Source organism: Desertihabitans aurantiacus (assembly GCF_003344635.1).
GTDB lineage: Bacteria > Actinomycetota > Actinomycetes > Propionibacteriales > Propionibacteriaceae > Desertihabitans > Desertihabitans aurantiacus.
The window spans coordinates 1-18,211 of record NZ_QPKK01000041.1 but is presented as its reverse complement, the minus strand read 5'-3'; the positions used below and the strand labels follow the sequence as shown (position 1 = coordinate 18,211).

18 protein-coding genes are annotated in these 18,211 nt (G+C 73.7%); 8 read left to right on the top strand and 10 right to left on the bottom strand.

What is annotated here, in order from left to right; translation table 11 throughout:
* A partial coding sequence (radA, locus tag DVA66_RS05545) for a DNA repair protein RadA (RefSeq protein ID WP_114559167.1) occupies positions 1-1,314 on the bottom strand: 1,314 nt, incomplete at its 3' end.
* Between the two features lie 197 nt (positions 1,315-1,511).
* Here radA and DVA66_RS05540 point away from each other — a divergent pair.
* Positions 1,512-2,549 (top strand): LLM class flavin-dependent oxidoreductase, encoded by a 1,038-nt coding sequence (locus DVA66_RS05540; RefSeq protein ID WP_114559166.1) that lies wholly within the window; start codon positions 1,512-1,514, stop codon positions 2,547-2,549.
* Positions 2,550-2,685: 136 nt separating this feature from the next.
* Here the strand turns inward: DVA66_RS05540 and hisC are convergent, their stop codons facing one another.
* From hisC to DVA66_RS05525, 3 genes are read right to left on the bottom strand one after another with little or no spacing between them, the layout of a single operon-like run.
* Positions 2,686-3,780, bottom strand: coding sequence for a histidinol-phosphate transaminase (gene hisC / locus DVA66_RS05535; protein WP_114559165.1), 1,095 nt, complete (start codon positions 3,778-3,780; stop codon positions 2,686-2,688).
* 31 nt (positions 3,781-3,811) lie between these two features.
* A complete protein-coding gene (locus tag DVA66_RS05530) occupies positions 3,812-4,453 on the bottom strand; it encodes a VOC family protein (RefSeq protein WP_114559164.1) in 642 nt (213 codons plus the stop codon).
* Positions 4,454-4,502: 49 nt separating this feature from the next.
* Positions 4,503-5,240, bottom strand: coding sequence for a hypothetical protein (locus DVA66_RS05525; protein ID WP_198671509.1), 738 nt, complete (start codon positions 5,238-5,240; stop codon positions 4,503-4,505).
* A 40-nt stretch (positions 5,241-5,280) separates the two neighbouring features.
* Here DVA66_RS05525 and DVA66_RS05520 point away from each other — a divergent pair, with 40 nt between their 5' ends.
* Genes DVA66_RS05520 through DVA66_RS05505 form a run of 4 tightly spaced genes read left to right on the top strand, consistent with a single transcriptional unit; the run spans position 5,281 to position 8,796 of the window.
* Entirely contained in the window at positions 5,281-6,039 is a 759-nt protein-coding gene (locus DVA66_RS05520) for a VOC family protein (protein WP_114559163.1), read from the top strand.
* Between the two features lie 40 nt (positions 6,040-6,079).
* Positions 6,080-6,997, top strand: coding sequence for a Ppx/GppA phosphatase family protein (locus DVA66_RS05515; protein ID WP_114559162.1), 918 nt, complete (start codon positions 6,080-6,082; stop codon positions 6,995-6,997).
* 34 nt (positions 6,998-7,031) lie between these two features.
* Complete coding sequence (locus DVA66_RS05510; protein ID WP_114559161.1) at positions 7,032-7,838, top strand: sugar phosphate isomerase/epimerase family protein; 807 nt, start codon at positions 7,032-7,034, stop codon at positions 7,836-7,838.
* Between the two features lie 31 nt (positions 7,839-7,869).
* Positions 7,870-8,796 carry a proline dehydrogenase family protein gene (locus tag DVA66_RS05505; RefSeq protein WP_114559160.1) on the top strand — a complete coding sequence of 309 codons (927 nt, stop codon included), beginning with the start codon at positions 7,870-7,872 and terminating at the stop codon, positions 8,794-8,796.
* A 59-nt stretch (positions 8,797-8,855) separates the two neighbouring features.
* On the opposite strand, the gene DVA66_RS05500 is transcribed toward DVA66_RS05505, so the two are convergent.
* Together DVA66_RS05500 and DVA66_RS05495 are read right to left on the bottom strand one after the other, a co-directional pair.
* A complete protein-coding gene (locus tag DVA66_RS05500) occupies positions 8,856-9,572 on the bottom strand; it encodes a response regulator (RefSeq protein WP_114559159.1) in 717 nt (238 codons plus the stop codon).
* Entirely contained in the window at positions 9,565-10,878 is a 1,314-nt protein-coding gene (locus DVA66_RS05495; protein ID WP_114559158.1) for a sensor histidine kinase, read from the bottom strand. The genes DVA66_RS05500 and DVA66_RS05495 overlap by 8 nt, the downstream gene beginning before the upstream one ends.
* A 230-nt stretch (positions 10,879-11,108) precedes the next feature.
* Between DVA66_RS05495 and DVA66_RS05490 the strand changes: the two genes are divergently transcribed.
* Together DVA66_RS05490 and DVA66_RS05485 are read left to right on the top strand one after the other, a co-directional pair.
* Positions 11,109-11,900, top strand: coding sequence for an ABC transporter ATP-binding protein (locus tag DVA66_RS05490; protein WP_232821788.1), 792 nt, complete (start codon positions 11,109-11,111; stop codon positions 11,898-11,900).
* Positions 11,901-11,941: 41 nt separating this feature from the next.
* Positions 11,942-14,152: an ABC transporter permease gene (locus DVA66_RS05485; RefSeq protein WP_232821787.1), complete on the top strand. Its 2,211-nt coding sequence runs from the start codon at positions 11,942-11,944 to the stop codon at positions 14,150-14,152.
* Positions 14,153-14,212: 60 nt separating this feature from the next.
* Here the strand turns inward: DVA66_RS05485 and DVA66_RS05480 are convergent, their stop codons facing one another.
* The 3 genes from DVA66_RS05480 to DVA66_RS05470 are packed head-to-tail and all read right to left on the bottom strand — an operon-like array spanning position 14,213 to position 15,982.
* A complete protein-coding gene (locus DVA66_RS05480; RefSeq protein WP_114559155.1) occupies positions 14,213-14,740 on the bottom strand; it encodes an AAA family ATPase in 528 nt (175 codons plus the stop codon).
* Positions 14,741-14,774: 34 nt separating this feature from the next.
* Positions 14,775-15,410, bottom strand: coding sequence for an HAD-IA family hydrolase (locus tag DVA66_RS05475; protein WP_157973852.1), 636 nt, complete (start codon positions 15,408-15,410; stop codon positions 14,775-14,777).
* Between the two features lie 50 nt (positions 15,411-15,460).
* Positions 15,461-15,982 (bottom strand): ferritin, encoded by a 522-nt coding sequence (locus DVA66_RS05470; RefSeq protein ID WP_114559153.1) that lies wholly within the window; start codon positions 15,980-15,982, stop codon positions 15,461-15,463.
* A 122-nt stretch (positions 15,983-16,104) separates the two neighbouring features.
* On the opposite strand from DVA66_RS05470, the gene DVA66_RS05465 reads away from it, so the two are divergent.
* Positions 16,105-16,875 (top strand): CPBP family intramembrane glutamic endopeptidase, encoded by a 771-nt coding sequence (locus tag DVA66_RS05465; protein WP_114559152.1) that lies wholly within the window; start codon positions 16,105-16,107, stop codon positions 16,873-16,875.
* A gap of 148 nt (positions 16,876-17,023) precedes the next feature.
* Here DVA66_RS05465 and metE read toward each other — a convergent pair.
* Positions 17,024-18,211, bottom strand: a 1,188-nt coding sequence (gene metE / locus DVA66_RS05460; RefSeq protein WP_114559151.1) for a 5-methyltetrahydropteroyltriglutamate--homocysteine S-methyltransferase, incomplete at its 5' end; no start/stop codon positions are given.

Sequence of the window (18,211 nt, the reverse complement as noted above, 5' to 3'; positions counted from 1 at the left end):
CGGCTCCGCGCGGCCCGCGGCCGGGCGTCCGTCGGTGCGGCCCGAGGGCGGCAGCACCGCCGCGGTGAACCCCAGCCGGGCCGCCTCGGCGACCCGCCGGTCGGCCGAGGGGATACGCCGCAGCTCACCGGCCAGACCCACCTCGCCGAGGGCCACCAGCCCGGTGGGCACCGGCCGGTCGGTGGCCGCCGAGGCCAGCGCCAGCGCCACCGCGAGGTCGGTCGCCGGGTCGGACACCTTGGCCCCGCCGACGGTGGAGACGTAGACGTCGCGGTTGCTCAGCCGGATACCGCAGCGGCGCTCCAGCACGGCCAGGATCATCGACACCCGGGCGCTCTCCAGCCCGTGCGTGGTGCGCCGCGGCACCTGCAGCGCCGAGGGCGCGACCAGGGCCTGGATCTCGGCCAGCAGCGGGCGGCGTCCCTCCATCGTCACGCTGATGCAGGTGCCGGGCACCGGGTCGGCGTGCTGGGAGGTGAACAGCCCCGAGGGGTCGGGCACCTCGACGATGCCCTGCTCGGCCATCTCGAAGCAGCCCACCTCGTCGGCGGGGCCGAAGCGGTTCTTGGTGGCCCGCACCATCCGGAAACCGGAGTGCCGGTCGCCCTCGAAGGCCAGCACCACGTCGACCAGGTGCTCCAGCAGCCGCGGACCGGCGATGGTGCCGTCCTTGGTGACGTGGCCGACGATCACCACCGCCATCCCGCGCCGTTTCGCGACCCGCACCAGCGCGCCGGTGACCTCGCGGATCTGGGTGACCCCGCCCGGGGAGCCCTCCGCCTCCGCGGCCCCGACGGTCTGCACCGAGTCGAGCACCATCAGCGAGGGCGAGACCTCCTCGATGTGGCCGAGGACGGTGCCCAGGTCGGTCTCGGCGGCGAGGTAGAGCTCGTCGACGACCGCCCCGGTGCGCCCGGCCCGGAGCCGCACCTGGGCCGCGGACTCCTCACCGGTGACGTAGAGGGTGCGCCGGCCCGCCCCGGCCCAGCGGGCCGCCACCTCGAGCAGCAGGGTGGACTTGCCGACCCCGGGCTCCCCGGCCAGCAGCAGCACCGCCCCGGGCACCAGCCCGCCGCCGAGCACCCGGTCGAGCTCGCCGATGCCGGTCAGCGTCCGGCTGGCGGCGTCCGCGGCGACGTCGGAGATCGGGACGGCCTTGGCGGTCGGCACCGCGCTCTGCACCGCCTTCAGCCTCGGTGCGCCCTGCTCGACCATCGAGCCCCAGGTCTGGCACTCCCCGCACCGCCCGACCCAGCGCACGCTGCTCCACCCGCACTCGCTGCAGGTGAACCCCGCCCTCGCCGCCTTCGCCATGGCCCCGACAGTAGAGCGCCCCACCGACACCCGCGGCCCGCCCGCGCCGCCGTCCACAACCCGCTCGGCACGTGAGACCGCCGACGGTGGCCGATCCGTCGGTCCGGCGGGTCCCAGAGCGACGGTCTGGGCACAGCGGCGGAATGACCGGGGCACCGATATGGTTGAACGGTCAACCATTGACCAGGAGGAGCACCATGAGCCAGCCGTCCGACCTGCAGCTCGGTCTCGACACCTTCGGCGACGTCACCGTCGACGCCGAGGGCCGTCCGCTGCCGCACCCGCAGGTGATCCGCGACGTGGTCGAGCAGGGGGTGCTGGCCGACCGCGTCGGCGTCGACGCCTTCGGCGTGGGCGAGCACCACCGCGACGACTACGCCGTCTCCGCGCCCGACATCGTGCTGACCGCCATCGCCGCCCGGACCGAGCGGATCACCCTCGGCACCGCGGTCACCGTGCTCAGCTCCGACGACCCGGTGCGCGTCTACGAGCGCTTCGCCACCCTGGACGCCGTCGCCCGCGGCCGGGCCGAGATCACCCTGGGCCGCGGCTCGTTCACCGAGTCGTTCCCGCTGTTCGGCCACGACCTGGCCGACTACGAGACGCTGTTCAGCGAGAAGCTCGACCTGTTCGCCGCGCTGCGCAGCGAGGAGCGGGTGCGCTGGGAGGGCACCTTCCGCCCGCCGCTGGACGCCGAGGTGTTCCCCAAGACCGAGCGGGGGACGCTGCCGGCCTGGATCGGCGTCGGCGGCTCGCCGGAGTCGGTGGTCCGCGCCGCCAACTACGGCATCCCGATGATGCTGGCCATCATCGGCGGCCAGCCCGAGCGGTTCGTGCCCTACGCCGACCTGTACCGGCGGGCGCTGGGGGAGCTGGGACGTCCGGAGCTGCCGCTGGGCGTGCACTCGCCCGGTTTCGTGGCCGACACCGACGAGGAGGCGCGGGAGCTGATGTTCCCGCACTTCAAGGCCAACCGCGACCGGGTCGGCCGCGAACGCGGCTGGGGCCCGACCAGCCGGGCCCAGTTCGAGGCCGAGGCCGACGACGGCGCGGTCTTCGTCGGCTCGCCCGAGACGGTGGCGCAGAAGATCGCCCGGGTGGCCCGGACGCTGGGGCTCAGCCGGTTCGACCTCAAGTACAGCAACGGCCCGATGCCGCACGAGCAGCTCACCCGCGCCATCGAGCTCTACGGGACGCAGGTCATCCCGCGGGTGCGGGAGCTGCTGGCCGCCTGAGAACGGGTCGGGGGGCGGGCACGCAGCGGGTGGTCGCGTGCTCGCCCCCGTCGACAGGCCCAGGACGGCGCTTCGACAGGCTCAGGGCGTTCGGGTCGGGTCTGGCGCGAGGACGCGATCTGCAGCCGCACCGAGCTCAGACGAAGCGGGCGGCCACCTCGAGCACGCGGGCGTTGGCCTCGTCCTCGCCGACGGTGACCCGCAGCCCGGCCGCCGCCAGCGCGACCGGGTCGTCCCCGGTCGGCGGGAACGGTCGGACGGTCAGCGCGGCCCGCTCCAGCTCGGCGGCCCACTCCGCGGTCCGGACCCCGGCGGGCAGCCAGACGAAGTTGCCCTCGCTGTGGGGGACGTCCAGCCCGAGCCCCCGCAGGCCGGCGAGCAGGGACGTCCGGGCCGCCACCAGGGTGTCCACCCGCTCCAGCAGCGCCGCCTCCGCCTCCAGCGAGGCCAGCACCGCCGACTGGGCCACCGAGGACACCCCGAAGGGCAGCGTCACCGCCCGGACGGCCGCAGCCAGCCCGGGCTCGCAGACGGAGTAGCCGACCCGGAAGCCGGCCAGCCCGTAGGCCTTGGAGAAGGTCCGCAGCACGACCACGTTGTCGAAGTCGGCCAGCAGGTCCAGCCCGCGGGCGGCGTCGGGGTCGCGGACGAACTCCACGTAGGCCTCGTCCACCACCACCATGACGTCGCGCGGCACCCGCTCGCAGAAGCGGACCAGCTCGTCGTGGCGCACCACCGGCCCGGTCGGGTTGTTCGGCGTGCACACCAGGACGGCCCGGGTGCGCTCGGTGACCGCGGCGGCCATCGCCTCCAGGTCGTGCTCGGCCCGGTCGGTGAGCGGGACGCCGACGCCGACCGCCCCGGGCAGCCGGATCGCGATCGGGTACGCCTCGAAGGAGCGCCAGGCGTGCACCACCTCATCACCCGGGCCGCACACGGCCTGCAGCAGCTGGTAGAGGACGGCCACCGACCCGGTGCCGAAGGCGATCTGCTCGTCGTCGACCCCCAGCCGGGAGGCCAGCGCGGCGGTGATCGCGGTGTTGCCGGCGTCGGGGTAGCGGTTCATCGCCCCGGCCGCCGCCTGCACCGCCGCCATCACCCCGGGAAGCGGCGGGTAGGGGTTCTCGTTGCTCGACAGCTTGTACGGCGTCAGCCCGGGCGCGGCCTGCGGCGGCCGTCCGGCGCGGTAGACGGGCAGCGCGGCCACGTCGGGCCGGATCCGCACCGGCATCAGCGGGCCCCGCGGGCGTCCGGGCCGCTCATCAGATGGTGACCAGACCGGTCGGGGTGGCGAAGGTGGCCGAGGCGAGCCCGGGCTGACCCGAGGGGTGGTGCCAGCTCAGCGGTATCCCGGGCATCAGCTGCTCGGCCGGGCCGCCGAGCCACTCGGTCAGCCGCTCGGGGCTGCCGGCGAGCTCGATGCCGACCAGCTCGACGTCGGACTGCAGCGCCGCCGGCCGCTCGGACTCGGGGCTGAGCCAGTGGACGAAGAAGGGCAGCTGAGGGTCGCTCTGCAGACCCTTGACGCCGAGCTGGTGCCACAGCAGCACCGTCCCGTCCGGCTGCACCCGCCGGCCCTCCACCGCGGCGCGTCCCAGCCGCTGCTCGAACTGCGGGAGCCGCTCCTCGTCGAGGTGGACCACCCAGCCCAGCCAGCCGCCGCCCTGCTCGGACCGGGCGCGCACGGCCTGGCCGAACGGCGCCTTCTCCGAGGCGGGGTGGTCGAGGACCTCCACCACCTCCAGGTAGAGCGGGCCCCTGAGCGGGATGATCCGGTTGCGGGTGCCGAACCGTGGGTGGAAGCCGCCGTCGACGGAGGCCACCCCCAGCTGCTCGGAGAGCCGGTCGGCGGTGGCCGAGAGCCCGTCGGGTCCGCAGGCGAAGGAGAGATGGTCGACGTGCATGGCCGTCATTGTGGCGAGACCCGGTGCCTACCGGTCGCTTAGGTGCGCCTCACCTGCTGGCCGGGTGGGGCAGGAACCCCTCGGCCTGCTCGCACAGCACGACCAGCTCCTCGTAGGCCGGACGTCCCATCAGCTCGGTCAGCTCGGCCTCGGCGGAGCGGTAGACCGGCTCGGTGCCGACGTGGGCCTCGGTGTTGGACGTGCAGTACCAGTCCAGCTCGTGCCCGCCCGGCCCCCACGCCTCGCGGACGTACTCCCCGATGGTCACCTCGAGGTACTCCGTGCCGTCGGCGCGGGTGACGTCGCGGTAGGTGCGCCGGATCGGCAGCTGCCAGCAGACGTCGGGCTTGGTCTCGGTGACCGGCGTCTGGGTGCGCAGCGCCAGCAGGTGCAGCGCGCAGCCGGCCCCGGCGGGGAAGCCGGGCCGGTTGAGGAACACGCAGGCGCCGTCGACGACCGCGGTCTTGCGCTCGCCGTCCTCGGTCTCCACCCAGTCCGGGCGGGCGTGCTGCCACAGCTCGGGGGTGAGGGCGGCCACCGCCTGGGCGACCCGGCGCTCGTCGTCGTCGGCGGAGAAGTGGGCGCCGAGCGTGCAGCAGCCGTCGTCGGGACGGTCGGCGTAGATCCCGGGGCAGCCGCCGGTCGGCGTCCCGCCCGCGGTGGAGCCGAACAGGCAGGTCCAGCGCGAGGTGAGCCAGGTGAGGTCGCAGCGGAAGACCTGGTCGGCGTCGGCGGGGTCGACCAGCTCCACCCACGCCCGCGGGAACGGCAGCAGCACCTCGGGCACCCGCCCACGATAGGGCGCACCGGAGGGCTAGCGTGCAGGGATGCGAGCCGCGCACGTCATCGTCGACCTCGGGCCCGAGGTGGCCGAAGCCGGCCGGGCCTTCTGGTCCGGCGCCCTCGGCTGGGCCGTCGGGGAGCCCTGGCCCGACCATCCGGAGTTCTGCAGCCTGGAGCCGCCAGGCGGCGCGCCCAGCTGGGTGCACCTGCAGGAGATCGACGCCGGCGCCCGGATCCACATCGACCTGATGGTGGACGAGATGACCGCCGAAGGGGCCCGGCTCGGCGATCTCGGCGCCACCGTGGTCCGGCAGACCGAGCACTGGCTGACGATGCGCTCGCCCGGTGGGATGGAGTTCTGCCTGGTCGGCGCAGGTGCGCCGGAGCCGGGGGCGCGCCCGGCGGTGACGACGTGGCCGGACGGCCACCGCACCCGGTTGGTGCAGGTGTGCATCGACTGCCCGCCGGACCACCACGACGCGGAGACGGCGTTCTGGCGCCAGGCCACCGGCTGGCGCTGGGACGGGGGCGGCGCGGACTCCGAGTTCACCGGCAAGCTCTTCCCCGACCCGTCCTCACCGGTGCAGCTGCTGCTGCAGCGCCTGGGCGAGGACGAGACCGGCCACGCCACCCGCGCCCACATCGATCTCGGCACCGACGACCTGGATGCCGAGGTCGCCCGGCTGGAGCGGGCCGGGGCGCGGCGGCTGTGGCCAGGGGACGGGTTCGTCGCGCTGCGCGACCCGGCCGGGATGGTGTTCTGCGTCACCGGCAACCCGCCGGAGCGGTCCACCGGGGGCTGAGCGGGCGGGCCGGCGTCCGGGCGCCACTACGTTGGGGCCCATGCGCCTGGGAGTGCTCGACGTCGGTTCGAACACCGTCCACCTCCTGGTGGTCGACGCCCGCTCCGGCGGCGCGCCGGTGCCGGCCACCTCCCACTCCCGCCAGCTGCGGATGGCCGAGCACCTCGACGGCGGCTCGCTCTCCGACGACGGGATCGAGTCGCTGGTCGCGATGGTGCGCGACTCCCAGCAGATCGCCGACCGGACCGGCTGCTCCCGGCTGCTGCCCTTCGTCACCAGCGCGCTGCGCGACGCCGACAACTGCGACGAGGTGATCGAGCGGGTGCTGGCCGAGACCGGGGTGCGGCTGGAGGTGCTGTCGGGGGAGGACGAGGCCCGCTGGACCTTCCTCGCGGTCCGCCGCTGGCTCGGCTGGTCGGCCGGCAGCCTCGCGGTGCTCGACATCGGCGGCGGCTCGCTGGAGCTGGCCGCCGGACGCGACGAGTACCCCGACGTGGCGCTCTCGGTGGCCGTCGGTGCGGGACGGACGTCGCGCCGGTTCACCGCCAAGCAGGTGGACAAGATGCGGGTGCACGTGCGCGCCGAGGTCGGTGCGGTGGTCGGTGAGCTGCTGCGGGTCGGTCCCTTCGAACGCGCGGTGGGGACGTCCAAGACGTTCCGCTCGCTGGCGCGGATCGCCGGCGCCGCCCCGCGATCCGAGGGGCCCTACGTGCCACGGCGGCTGACCCTGGCCGACGTCTCCGACTGGGTGGACCGGCTGGCCACGATGAAGCCGGAGAAGCGGGCCGACCTGCCCGGGGTCTCCGAGGGCCGCTCGCACCAGATCCTCGCCGGCGCGGTGGTGGCCGAGGCGGCGATGGAGCTGGCCGGCTTCGACGTCATCGACATCTGCCCGTGGGCGCTGCGCGAGGGCATCATCCTCAACTACCTCGACCACCTGGACGGCGACGCGCGGTGATGCGTGCGCCTGCGCTGGCGCTATCGTCTCGCGGGTGAGCGCCCCTGCTTCCCCGGCCCGCCGTCCCACGGTCGCGCTGTCGACGTCCTCGGTCTACCCCGAGTCCACCGCCAGCGGGTTCGAGCTGGCCGGACGGCTGGGCTACGACGGTGTGGAGGTGATGGTCGGCATCGACCCGGTCGCCTCCGACGTCGACAAGGTCGAGAAGCTGCGCGACTTCCACCAGGTGCCGGTGGTCTCCATCCACGCGCCCACCCTGCTGGTCACCCAGCGCACCTGGGGCTCCGACCCGTGGGAGAAGCTCGAGCGCTCCGCCCGCGCGGCCGTCCAGCTCGGCGCCGACGTGGTCGTCGTGCACCCGCCGTTCCGCTGGCAGCGCGGCTACGCCTCGGGTTTCGAGGCGGGGGTGCGCCGGCTGAACGAGGAGACCGGGGTGAAGTTCTGCGTGGAGAACATGTACCCCTGGCGGACCCCGCGCGGTGAGTTCAAGGCCTACATGCCCGGTTGGGACCCCACCGAGCTCGACTACGAGTACCTCACCCTCGACCTCTCCCACGCCTCCACCGCCCAGACCCAGTCGCTGGACGTGGCCAAGAGCTGGGGCAACCGGCTGCGCCACGTGCACGTCACCGACGGCAAGGGGTCGTTCAAGGACGAGCACCTCAAGCCCGGCTACGGCGACCAGCGCGCCGGTGAGCTGCTGCAGTACCTGGCGAGCTCCGGCTACGACGGGCACGTGGTGCTCGAGATCAACTCCCGCTCGTCCGGGTCGCGGGCCCAGCGCGAGCTCGACCTGGCCGAGTCGCTGGCCTTCATCCGGACCCACCTGGGACAGGACTGAACCCCGGTCGAGGAGACGACAGGAGGACGCGATGGTGCGGACGCTGCTGCTGAAGGCGGCCCGGAACGAGGCGATCAAGGACGCCGCGCTCCGGGTCGGGGTGACCCGCGGGGTGGTCGAGCGGTTCATCGCCGGGGAGGACGCCGAGGACGCGCTGCGGGTCAGCCGCACCCTCGTCGGGCAGGGCCTGCAGGTCAGCGTCGACCACCTCGGTGAGGACACCCGGGCCGCGGACCAGGCCGAGCAGGTGGCGCTGGCCTACCTCGACCTGCTCTCCCGGCTGTCGGAGACTGGGCTGGCGTCCTCGGTGGAGGTGTCGGTCAAGCTCAGCGCGATCGGGCAGCTGCTGCCCGGCAGCGGCGAGCAGCTGGCGCTGGAGCACGCGTCGACGATCTGCGCCGCCGCCCGGGCCGTCGGCTCCGACGTCACCATCGACATGGAGGACCACACCACCACCGACTCGACGCTGGCCATCGTCGCCGAGCTGCGCCGCACCCACCCCAGCACCGGCTGCGTCATCCAGTCCTACCTGCACCGCAGCGAGGCCGACTGCGAGCGGCTGGCCGGCAGCGGCTCGCGGGTGCGGCTGTGCAAGGGCGCCTACTCCGAGCCGGAGTCGGTGGCCTACCAGGGCCACGACGTCGACCGCTCCTACGTGCGCTGCCTGCGGGTGCTGATGGAGGGCGCGGGACGTCCGATGGTCGCCACCCACGACCCACGGCTGATCGCCATCGCCGCCGACCTCGCCACCCGCAACCACCGCGCGCAGGACTCCTGGGAGTACCAGATGCTGCACGGCATCCGCCCCGAGGAGCAGCGCCGGCTGGTCGCCGCGGGGCACCCGGTGCGGGTCTACCTGCCGTACGGGACGGACTGGTACGGCTACATGGTGCGCCGCATGGCGGAGAAGCCGTCCAACCTCGCGCTCTTCCTGCGGGGGCTGGTCAGCAAGCGCTGAGCCGCACCGACCGACCGTCGAGATCCGTCACCCCGGGCCCCGACCCATCCCGGCCCCGGTCACGCGGGGCGGGCGAGGCCGGTCTGGTAGGCGATGACGACGAGCTGGGCACGGTCGCGGGCCTCCAGCTTCGTCATCGCGCGCTGGACGTGGGCTCGGACGGTGAAGGGGCTGAGGTACATCCGGTCGGCGATCTCCAGGTTGGACAGGCCGGTGGCGACCAGGCCGACCATCTCGCGCTCCCGCGGGGTGAGCGCCGCCAGCTGTTGCGGCTGGCGTGGTGGCGGGCTGGTCGGTGCGGCGAGGAACTGGGTCACCAGGGAGCGGGTCGCGGTCGGGGAGAGGAGCGCCTCGCCGGCGGCGATGGTGCGCACGGCCTCGATCAGGTCCTCGGCCTGCATGCCCTTGCCGATGAAGCCGCTGGCCCCTGCCCGCAGCGCCTGGGCGATGTACTCATCGGTCTCGTAGGTGGTCAGGATCAGCACCCGGCTGGCATGCAGCGCCGGATCGGCGCAGATCTCCGCGGTGGCGGTGAGACCGTCCACGTCCGGCATCTGGATGTCCATGATCACCACATCCGGGTGGAGCTCGCGGGTCAGGCGCACCGCCTCGCGGCCGTTGCCGGCCTCGCCGATGACGGTGATGTCGTCAGCGCTGTCGAGGAGGGTGCGGAAGGCGCCGCGCAGCAGCGTCTGGTCGTCGGCGAGGAGCACCCGCAGGGCGCCCGGTTCCCCTCCGTCGGTGCTGTGCCGCTCGCCGGTCGGGTGGTCAGTCATCGGTGCTCGCTGTCGGTCGGTGGTTCTCGCTGCCGGTCGCTCCGGCGGTGCTCGGGGTCGCTCCGGGCAGAGGCAGCTGGGCGGAGACCAGGAAGCCGCCCTCCGGCGGACTGGTCGCGACGAGGCTGCCGCCGACCGCGGTGACCCGCTCGCGCATCCCGATCAGACCGTAGCCGGGCGCGTGGCCTGGCCGCTCCAGGGAGCCGCGACCGGCATCGGTGACGGTGATGGTGAGCTGGTCGCCGCTCCAGGTGAGGTGCACCTCGGCGCTGCCGACGGCGGCGTGCTTGGTCACGTTGGTGAGGGCCTCCTGGATGACGCGGTAGGCGGTCAGGTCCGTGGCCGGTGGGAGGGGCGTCGCCGTACCGTCCTCGCGCACCGGGACACGGAGGCCCGCACGTCGGAAGGACTGCAGCAGGGCGGGCACCTGGGCCAGCCCCGGAGCCGGGTCGGTGGGTGTGGGCGCGTCGTCGGGCTGACGGAGCAGGCCGACTGCGGCTCGGAGCTCGTCGAGGGCGTGGCGGGTGGTCCTCACCAGCTCCTCCAGGCTGGTCCGGGTCTGCTCCGGACGGGTGTCGAAGAGGTGGGCGGCCACCACAGCCTGCGCGTTGGCCAGGGTGATCTGGTGGGCGACCAGGTCGTGCAGCTCACGGGCGATGCGGATGCGCTCCTCGACGACCCGCTGGCGCGCCTCGCTCTCCCTGGTCTCCTCGGCCCGGCGCGCCCGCTCCGCCATCACCGCGACGTAGGCGCGCCGGTGCCGCGCGGAGCGCCCGAAGGCGGCTGCCACGAGCGGCGATGCGCCCACGGTGAGCAGGCGACCGGTGTCCTCCCAGGAGAAGTGGGCCTCGAAGAAGGGGGTGACGGCCACCAGGAGCGCTGCCGAGGAGAACAGGACCGCAGCCGCCGCCCGTCCCTCGCTGCGGACGGCGAGCGCATAGGCGCTGATGGCGGTGGGGGCGAGCAGCAGAGGGGTGGGCAGCAACCCGATCGGGGCCGCGAGCATGCCGAACGCGGTCGTCAGGAACATCGTCGCGACGGGAGCGCGGCGCCGCGCCGGCAGCACCGCTGAGGAGGCAGCCGCCAGGAGGTAGGTCTGGGGCGGCGGCGCTGCCAGTGTGTCGTCGGCGTGCAGCAGGCCACCGAGCAGGCAGAGCACGAACGCCGCCGCGACGACTGCTCCCTCGAGCACCACCCGCCGCTCTCGCGGGGTGGTGGGGACCCGCGGGCGGACGGTCGCCCCTGCGTCCGGACGAGGAGAGCCGGCGGTCGAGGGCTCGCCCGCGCTGGGCCGGGACGCGCTCATGTCATCCCTCGCGAACCCCGGCGCAGCACGGGCTCAGGTTACGAGACGGGTCTGGCGTGCCGTGGGGCACGCGTCGTCGTGCGTCTGCACCAGGAGCGGGGCCGACATGGTGCGTCTGCACCAGGCGAGGACGGTCCCGGCTGACGATGTGCCGGCGGCGCCCCGGAGGACAGATTGGTGGCTGGATCGTCCCGCACCGGGTGGGACGGCACAGCGGTAGGGACGAGACGTTGAGGGAAGTCGGGAACACCGATGCAGTTCGGCTGACAGAGGTCAGCAAGGTCTATGGCCGACGGGCCAACCAGGTGGTGGCGCTGGAGGAGGTGACGACCCGGTTCGGGCGCGGGACGTTCACGGCCATCATGGGGCCGTCCGGATCGGGGAAGAGCACGCTGCTGCAGTGCGCGGCGGGACTGGACCAGCCGACGTCCGGTTCGGTGCTGCTGGAGGACCAGGAGCTCAGCACGATGGATGAGACGGAGCTGACGGTGCTGCGGCGGGACCGGGTCGGCTTCGTGTTCCAGTCGTTCAACCTGCTGCCGGTGCTGACCGTGAGGCAGAACGTGACGCTCCCGCTCCGTCTCGGCGGGCGGAAGGTGTCCCGGGCCCGGGTGACGCAGGTCCTCACGCAGGTCGGCCTGGCACAGCGGACCAACCACCGCCCGGCGGAGCTGTCCGGCGGGCAGCAGCAGCGGGTGGCCATCGCCCGGGCGTTGATCAGCGACCCCGCCGTCATCTTCGCCGACGAGCCGACCGGTTCGCTGGACACCCGGAGCGCGCGGGACGTCCTCACGCTGCTGCAGGACTCGGCGGCGACCGGCCAGACCATCGTGATGGTGACCCACGACCCGGTCGCTGCGTCCTACGCCGACCGGGTCCTCTTCCTCGCCGACGGGCGGCTGGCCGGTGAGCTGCACTCGCCGACGGCTGAGTCCGTGGCCGAGCGGATGACCCGGCTGGGTGCATTCGCCGACGAGCAGCTGCTTCCGCGGGTGGGCGCTGCTCGAGGGGGGCAGAGCTGATGGTGCAGCTCGCTCTTCGCACCCTGCGCCATCGCGCAGGGATGTTCGCTGCGGCGTTCCTCGCGATGTTCTTCGCAGCCATCATCATGATGGCCTGCGGTGGGCTGATCGAGACGGGTGTCCGCACCGCCGTCCCACCGTTGCAGACCGCCTCCGCCGACGTCGTCGTGGCCGGTGACCAGCAGTACCACGACGCCGGGGGCGACCCCGACGAGCCTCCGATCCTGCCGGAGCGGGTCCGGGTCGATGCCGCTCTGGTGGACACGATCGCTGCACTTCCGGGGGTCCGCGAGACCGAGGGGTTCGTCTTCGAGGGTGCCCCTCCCGCGGGCAAGATCGACGCCGTGGGCGTGGTGGCCGAGCCGGGGGTCGACCTCGCCGGGCTCGAGCAGCGGATCGACGCCGAGCTGGACGCGGGCGCCGTCACCCTGGTCGGTGACGAACGGGGGCAGGCCGAGCTGCGTGGGGCGCAGGCCAGCGGCGTCACCGTGATGGCCCTGGCCGGGGTGTTCACCGCCTTCGCCATCCTGGTGTCGGTCTTCGGGGTGGCGTCCATGCTGGCGCTCTCCATCACCCAGCGCCAGCAGGACCTGGGGCTGCTGAGGGCGGTGGGGGCGACCCCCCGTCAGATCCGGCGGCTGATCTCGAGGGAGACGCTGCTGCTCTCCCTGGTCGCCACCGCCGCCGCCGTCGTCCCGGGACAGCTCGTGGGTCGGCTCGTGTTCGACCTGCTGGCTGACCAGGGGATCGCCGCGGAGGGCCTCGCCTTCCGCCAGGGCTGGGTCCCCACCGTGGCCGCGATGGCGGTGGCCGTCGTCGCGGCCCTGGCCGGTGCCCTCGGAGCCGGGAGGAGGGCCGCGCAGATCAAGCCCGCGCAGGCGCTGACGGAGGTCTCCGTCGACGGCCGGCTGATCGGCCGCGGACGGCTGCTGCTGGCCGGGGTGGTCCTCGTCGCCGGGATCGCGCTGACCGTGGTCACCACCTCGGTGATGAGCGGACCGCTCACGCCGGCCACGGGGGCACCGGCCGTCATCCTCCTCGCCATCGGTGCCTCCCTGCTGGCACCGGTGCTGATGAAGGGCGCCACCTTCCTGGTGCAGTGGCCGGTGCGGGCTCTGGGTGGTGTGACCGGAGAGCTGGCGGTGCTCAACGCACGGGGCCGCGGCGGGAGGATGGCGGCAGCGCTGGCGCCGGTCATCCTGCTGACCGCCGTGTCCACCGGGATGCTGTACATGCAGACGACCAACGACGTCGCCGACCGGCGCGGCTTCACCGACAACCTCCTCGCCGACGCCGTGGTCAGCGTCCCGACCGGAGTCGACCCGGGCCTGGTCCGAGCGGTCAGCACCGTACCGGGCGTGGCAGGCGCCTCTGCCTACGCCAGCAGCACCGGCTTCATCGAGGCCCCCGCGGACAGCTCGCCGGCGAACGAGGGCTGGACCCTGCAGGGCGTCACGGCCGAGGGCGCTGAGGCCACCACGCCCGTCGACGTCACGGCAGGCAGCCTCAGCACGCTCCACGGCGACACGCTGGCCCTCGGCGACCAGCACGCCGCCCGGCTGGGTGTCGGCGTCGGGGACGTGGTCACGCTGCGGATGGGGGACGGCACCACGCTCGACCTGCGGGTGGCGGCGCTGTTCTCCGCGCAGGAGGACGACGACACGCTGCTGCTCCCGGTCGACACGCTCGCTGCCCGCACGACCGAGGGCGTCTCGACGCGCATCCTGGTCACCGGGGATCCCGGCACCACCTCCGAGCAGCTGGTGTCGAACCTGGCGGCGATGATCCCGGCCGGGGAGGGGCTGGCTGTCGAGGGTCGTGACGTCCTGTTCGCCGAGTACGACGAGCAGAAGCGGACCGCCTCCTTCGCCATCTACGTCATGGTGCTCATGATCGCCGGCTACGCGGCGATCACGGTGGTCAACACCTTGGCGTCGAGCATGACAGCGCGTCGGCGGGAGTTCGGGTTGCAACGTCTCGCCGGGGCGACCCGGGTCCAGGTGATGCGGATGGTCGGCCTGGAGGGCGCGCTCGTCTCTGTGAGCGGTATCGCCCTGGGCACCGCTGCTGCGCTGGCGATCCTGGTACCGGTGAGTCTCAAGCGCCTCGACTCGGTGGTGCCGGCGGGCTCCCCGGCGATGTTCGTGGGCATCACCGCATGGACCATCGTGCTGACGCTCGCTGCCATGCTCCTCCCCGCGTGGCGTGTGACACGTGGCCGACCGGCCGAGGCGGCTCTCGCCGTCGAGTAGAGGTGAGGGGCTGGCGCGGGCTCCGACACCACGGTGGTCGGAGCCCGCGCCCGGTCCGACTCAGCCCAGCGACGTGGGCCACCGCGAAGCGGTCCACTCCGACCAGGACCCCCACGGCGGGGGTGGGGTGTCGGGCAGGCGGCCGGCGAGCTCGGCCTCGTCCGGCGGCTCGAACTGGGCCCGCCAGCGGTCGAGCTCGTCGTCGCTGATCGGGTAGGTGTCGTGCGGTGTCTGCTCCCAGCGGTGGCGGATGCGCTGCCGCTGGGTCTCGCGGTCGACGGGGAGGTAGACCGTCTCGCAGCGGGCCCCCAGCGAGCGGGCGAGCCAGTGCAGGGCCGCACGCTCCTCACGTCCCCAGAAGCCGAAGTCGAGGACGACGCTGGTGCCGACGCGCAGCGCGTCCAGCGCGGTCGCGACCAGACGTCCCTCCAGCACGTCGCGCTTGCCGCCGGCCTCGGACCCGCCGAACAGCGGGATCATCCAGGTGTCGGGGGTGAACCGCAGCGCGCGGTGCGCCGCCGCGAGCTCGCGGGCCCGGGTGGTCTTGCCCGCACCCGGCAGCCCCACCACGAGGAACAGCACCGCCACCCCGCGATCGTCGCAGACCGGCCGGACGCGGCGCTCAGCCAGGCAGCGCGACGCCCAGCACGCGAGCCAGGGCGGGGACGTCGTCGACGAGCTCGTCCGCACCGGCGGCGCGCAGGTCCTCGGGCGTCCCGGCGCCCCAGGTGACGGCGACGGCGGCCATCTGGGCGGCGCGGGCGGCGGCGACGTCCACCACCGCGTCGCCGACGTAGACGCACTCGGACGGGTCGACGCCCATCCGGGAGGCGGCCAGCAGCAGCGGGTCCGGGCCCGGCTTGTGGACGGTGGTGTCCTCCTGGCCGACCACGTCGGGGAGGCGCCCGGACAGGCCCAGGACGTCCAGCCCGAGCCGGACCGTCTCGATCCGCTTGGACGACACCACCGCGGTCCGCACCCCGGCGGCGTGCAGCGCGTCCAGCAGCTCCGGCACGCCCGGCACCTCCCGGATCAGCTCGTCATGGTGGGCCAGGTTCCACTCCAGGTAGGCGGCGAGGATCTCCTCGGCGCGCTCGGGGTGCTGCTCCTCGAGCACCTCCCGCAGCGGACGTCCGATCCAGGCCCGGGCGGCGCGGTCGTCGACCTCGATGCCCACCACGGTGGACAGCGCGTGCCGGGTGGAGGCGACGATCAGCTCGATGCTGTCGCCGAGGGTGCCGTCGAAGTCGAACAGCACGACCGGGTATCGCGGCGCCCGGCCGCCGGACGTCGCCCCGGGCCCGGCGCTCACTCGCCGGCGACCGGGGGAGCGGTGGGGTCGTGGTGCTCCCCGGAGTGCTCGCGGGCCACCCACTCCTCGACCGTGTCGACGTCGGTGGCGCGGGTGGTCACCGCCAGCAGGGCACCCATGGTGGAGACCTCCTCCACCTGCTCCTTGATGAACCACTGCATGAACTGCTCGGCGGCGAGGTCCTGCTCCTCCCGCGCGGTGCGGGTGAGGGCGTGGATCTGCTCGGTGACCCGCTTCTCCTGCGCCAGCGCCAGCGCGACCGGCTCGGTGACGTCGGCGAAGGTCGTCTGCGGGGTCTCCGCACCGGGGATGCGCACCGGGGCGCCGGTGTCGAGCAGGAACTGCACCATCATCATGGCGTGCTCGCGCTCCTCCATCGCCTGGCGGTAGAAGAAGCCAGCCATCTGCGGCATCGTCTGGGCGGCGTAGTGGACGGCGCAGGCGACGTACTGCTGGGAGGCGCCGAACTCGTGGCCGATCTGCTCGTTCAGCTGCTCGACGAAGCGTGAGGAGGTCATGGCGAGGACGCTAGTGGGCGCCGCGCGCGGCCTGCCAGCGTGCTGAGCCTGGCCGAACACTTCTACGGAGAGGCTGCCCTTCGCGGACCGGCGCGGTGGTGCGCGGGTGGTAGAACGACGACGTGCTCGAGACGCCCGTGTCCTCCACCCGACCGCGCTGGGGGCTGGAGGTGCTGGTCGTGCTCGCGCTCTCGCTGGGGCAGTCGGCGGTGTACTCGGTGCTCAGCCTGACCGAGAAGCTGACCCGTCCCGAACCGCTCAACCAGCAGACGACGTCGATGAACACCTCCGCCGTCCCGGACCGGCCCTGGCTCGACCTGGCCTACCAGCTGGCCAACAACGTCTTCCTCGCGGTGCCGGTCGCCCTGGCGCTCTACCTGCTGTGGGTCCGCCCGGGGCGCTGGGGCTGGTCGGGGATGGGGCTGGACCGCCGCCACCCGCTGCGGGACGCGGTGGTCGGGCTCGGGCTCGCGGCCGGCATCGGCATCCCCGGGCTGGGCTTCTACCTGCTCGCCCGCGAGCTCGGGTTCAACACCACCGTCGCGCCGGCCAACCTCACCGCCGCCTGGTGGACGGTGCCGGTGCTGGTGCTGGCCGCCTTCGCCAACGGCCTGCTCGAGGAGGTGGTGGTGGTCGGCTACCTCTTCGGCCGGCTGCGGGAGAAGGGCTGGTCGTGGGTCGCGGTGCTGCTCACCTCGGCGCTGGTGCGCGGCAGCTACCACCTGTACCAGGGGTTCGGCGGTTTCGCCGGCAACGTCCTGATGGGGCTCATCCTCGGCCTGGTGTTCCTGCGCTGGCGCCGGGTCTGGCCGCTGGTGGTCGCCCACACCCTGCTCGACGTCGCCGCCTTCGTCGGCTACACCCTGGTCGCGCCCCACGTCGACTGGCTCTGAACCTCCCGACGCCTCCCGGCCCGGGCCTCCCAGCCCGGGCCTCCCGGCCCTCCGGCCGCGAGTGTGGCCGGATCGTCGTTCCGCGGTCAGGGAGAACGACGGGTTGACCACACTCGCGGCAGGGGCAGGGGCGGGGCGGGGGCGGGGGTCAGGTGGCGAGGCGGTCCCGGACGGCGCGGGCGGCCTCGACCAGGTGGCGCAGGGACGGCTCCACCTCGGCGTAGCGGCGGGTCTTCAACCCGCAGTCGGGGTTGACCCAGAGCCGTTCGGCGGGGATGCCGCCGTCCAGGGCGAGGGTGAGCGACTCCACCACCTCGGCCACCGACGGCACCCGCGGGGAGTGGATGTCCCACACCCCCGGGCCGACCGCGTTGGGGTAGTGCGCCGCGGCCAGGTCGCCCACGACCTCCATCCGCGAACGGGCCGCCTCCAGGCTGATCACGTCGGCGTCCATCGCGGTGATCGCGCCGAGGATCTCGCCGAACTCGGCGTAGCACATGTGGGTGTGCACCTGGGTGCGGTCGGCCACCCCGGCGGTGGTCAGCTGGAAGGCCCGCACCGCCCAGTCCAGGTAGGCCGGACGGTCGGCGGCCCGCAGCGGCAGCGTCTCGCGCAGCGCCGGCTCGTCCACCTGGATGATGTCGATCCCGGCCCGCTCGAGGTCGGCCACCTCGTCCCGCAGCGCCAGCGCGATCTGGGTCGCGGTCTCCTCGGCGCCGAGGTCGTCGCGCCCGAACGACCAGGCCAGCATGGTCACCGGCCCGGTGAGCATCCCCTTGACCGGACGTCCGCCGGCGGCCTCACGGGCGTAGCTGCTCCAGCCCACCGTCATCGGGGCCGGACGGGTCACGTCACCCACCACGATCGGCGGACGCACGTAGCGGCTGCCGTAGGACTGCACCCACCCCTGCTCGGTGGGAAGGAACCCGTCGAGCAGCTCGGCGAAGTACTGGACCATGTCGTTGCGCTCGGGTTCACCGTGCACCAGCACGTCCAGCCGGAGGTCGGTCTGCAGCGCGATCACCCGGTCGATCTCGGTGCGCATCGCGGCGTCGTAGCCGGCCTGGTCGAGCTCGCCACGGCGCAGCGCGGCGCGGGCGGTCCGCAGCCCGGTGGTCTGGGGGAACGAGCCGATCGTCGTGGTCGGCAGCAGCGGCAGCCCGAGGTGCTCCTGCTGGGCGGCCAGCCGGACGTCGGAAGGGCTGTCGCGGCGGGTGTCGGCCTCGGTCACCGCGGCCACCCGGTCGCGGACGTCGGCCCGGCGGACCAGCGGCGAGGCCTGCCGGGACGCCCGGGCTGCGGCCGCCGCCGCGAGCTCGGCCGCCACCGCCTCCCG

What these genes read in the sequence shown, in the direction of transcription:
- DVA66_RS05530 (WP_114559164.1), bottom strand. Translation starts at nt 4,453, where the DNA reads ATGCACGTCGACCATCTCTCCTTCGCCTGCGGACCCGACGGGCTCTCG.
- DVA66_RS05470 (WP_114559153.1), bottom strand. Translation starts at nt 15,982, where the DNA reads ATGACCTCCTCACGCTTCGTCGAGCAGCTGAACGAGCAGATCGGCCAC.
- DVA66_RS05495 (WP_114559158.1), bottom strand. Translation starts at nt 10,878, where the DNA reads ATGAGCGCGTCCCGGCCCAGCGCGGGCGAGCCCTCGACCGCCGGCTCT.
- hisC (WP_114559165.1), bottom strand. Translation starts at nt 3,780, where the DNA reads ATGCCGGTGCGGATCCGGCCCGACGTGGCCGCGCTGCCCGTCTACCGC.
- DVA66_RS05485 (WP_232821787.1), top strand. Translation starts at nt 11,942, where the DNA reads ATGTTCGCTGCGGCGTTCCTCGCGATGTTCTTCGCAGCCATCATCATG.
- DVA66_RS05520 (WP_114559163.1), top strand. Translation starts at nt 5,281, where the DNA reads ATGCGAGCCGCGCACGTCATCGTCGACCTCGGGCCCGAGGTGGCCGAA.
- DVA66_RS05515 (WP_114559162.1), top strand. Translation starts at nt 6,080, where the DNA reads ATGCGCCTGGGAGTGCTCGACGTCGGTTCGAACACCGTCCACCTCCTG.
- DVA66_RS05500 (WP_114559159.1), bottom strand. Translation starts at nt 9,572, where the DNA reads ATGACTGACCACCCGACCGGCGAGCGGCACAGCACCGACGGAGGGGAA.
- DVA66_RS05540 (WP_114559166.1), top strand. Translation starts at nt 1,512, where the DNA reads ATGAGCCAGCCGTCCGACCTGCAGCTCGGTCTCGACACCTTCGGCGAC.
- DVA66_RS05505 (WP_114559160.1), top strand. Translation starts at nt 7,870, where the DNA reads ATGGTGCGGACGCTGCTGCTGAAGGCGGCCCGGAACGAGGCGATCAAG.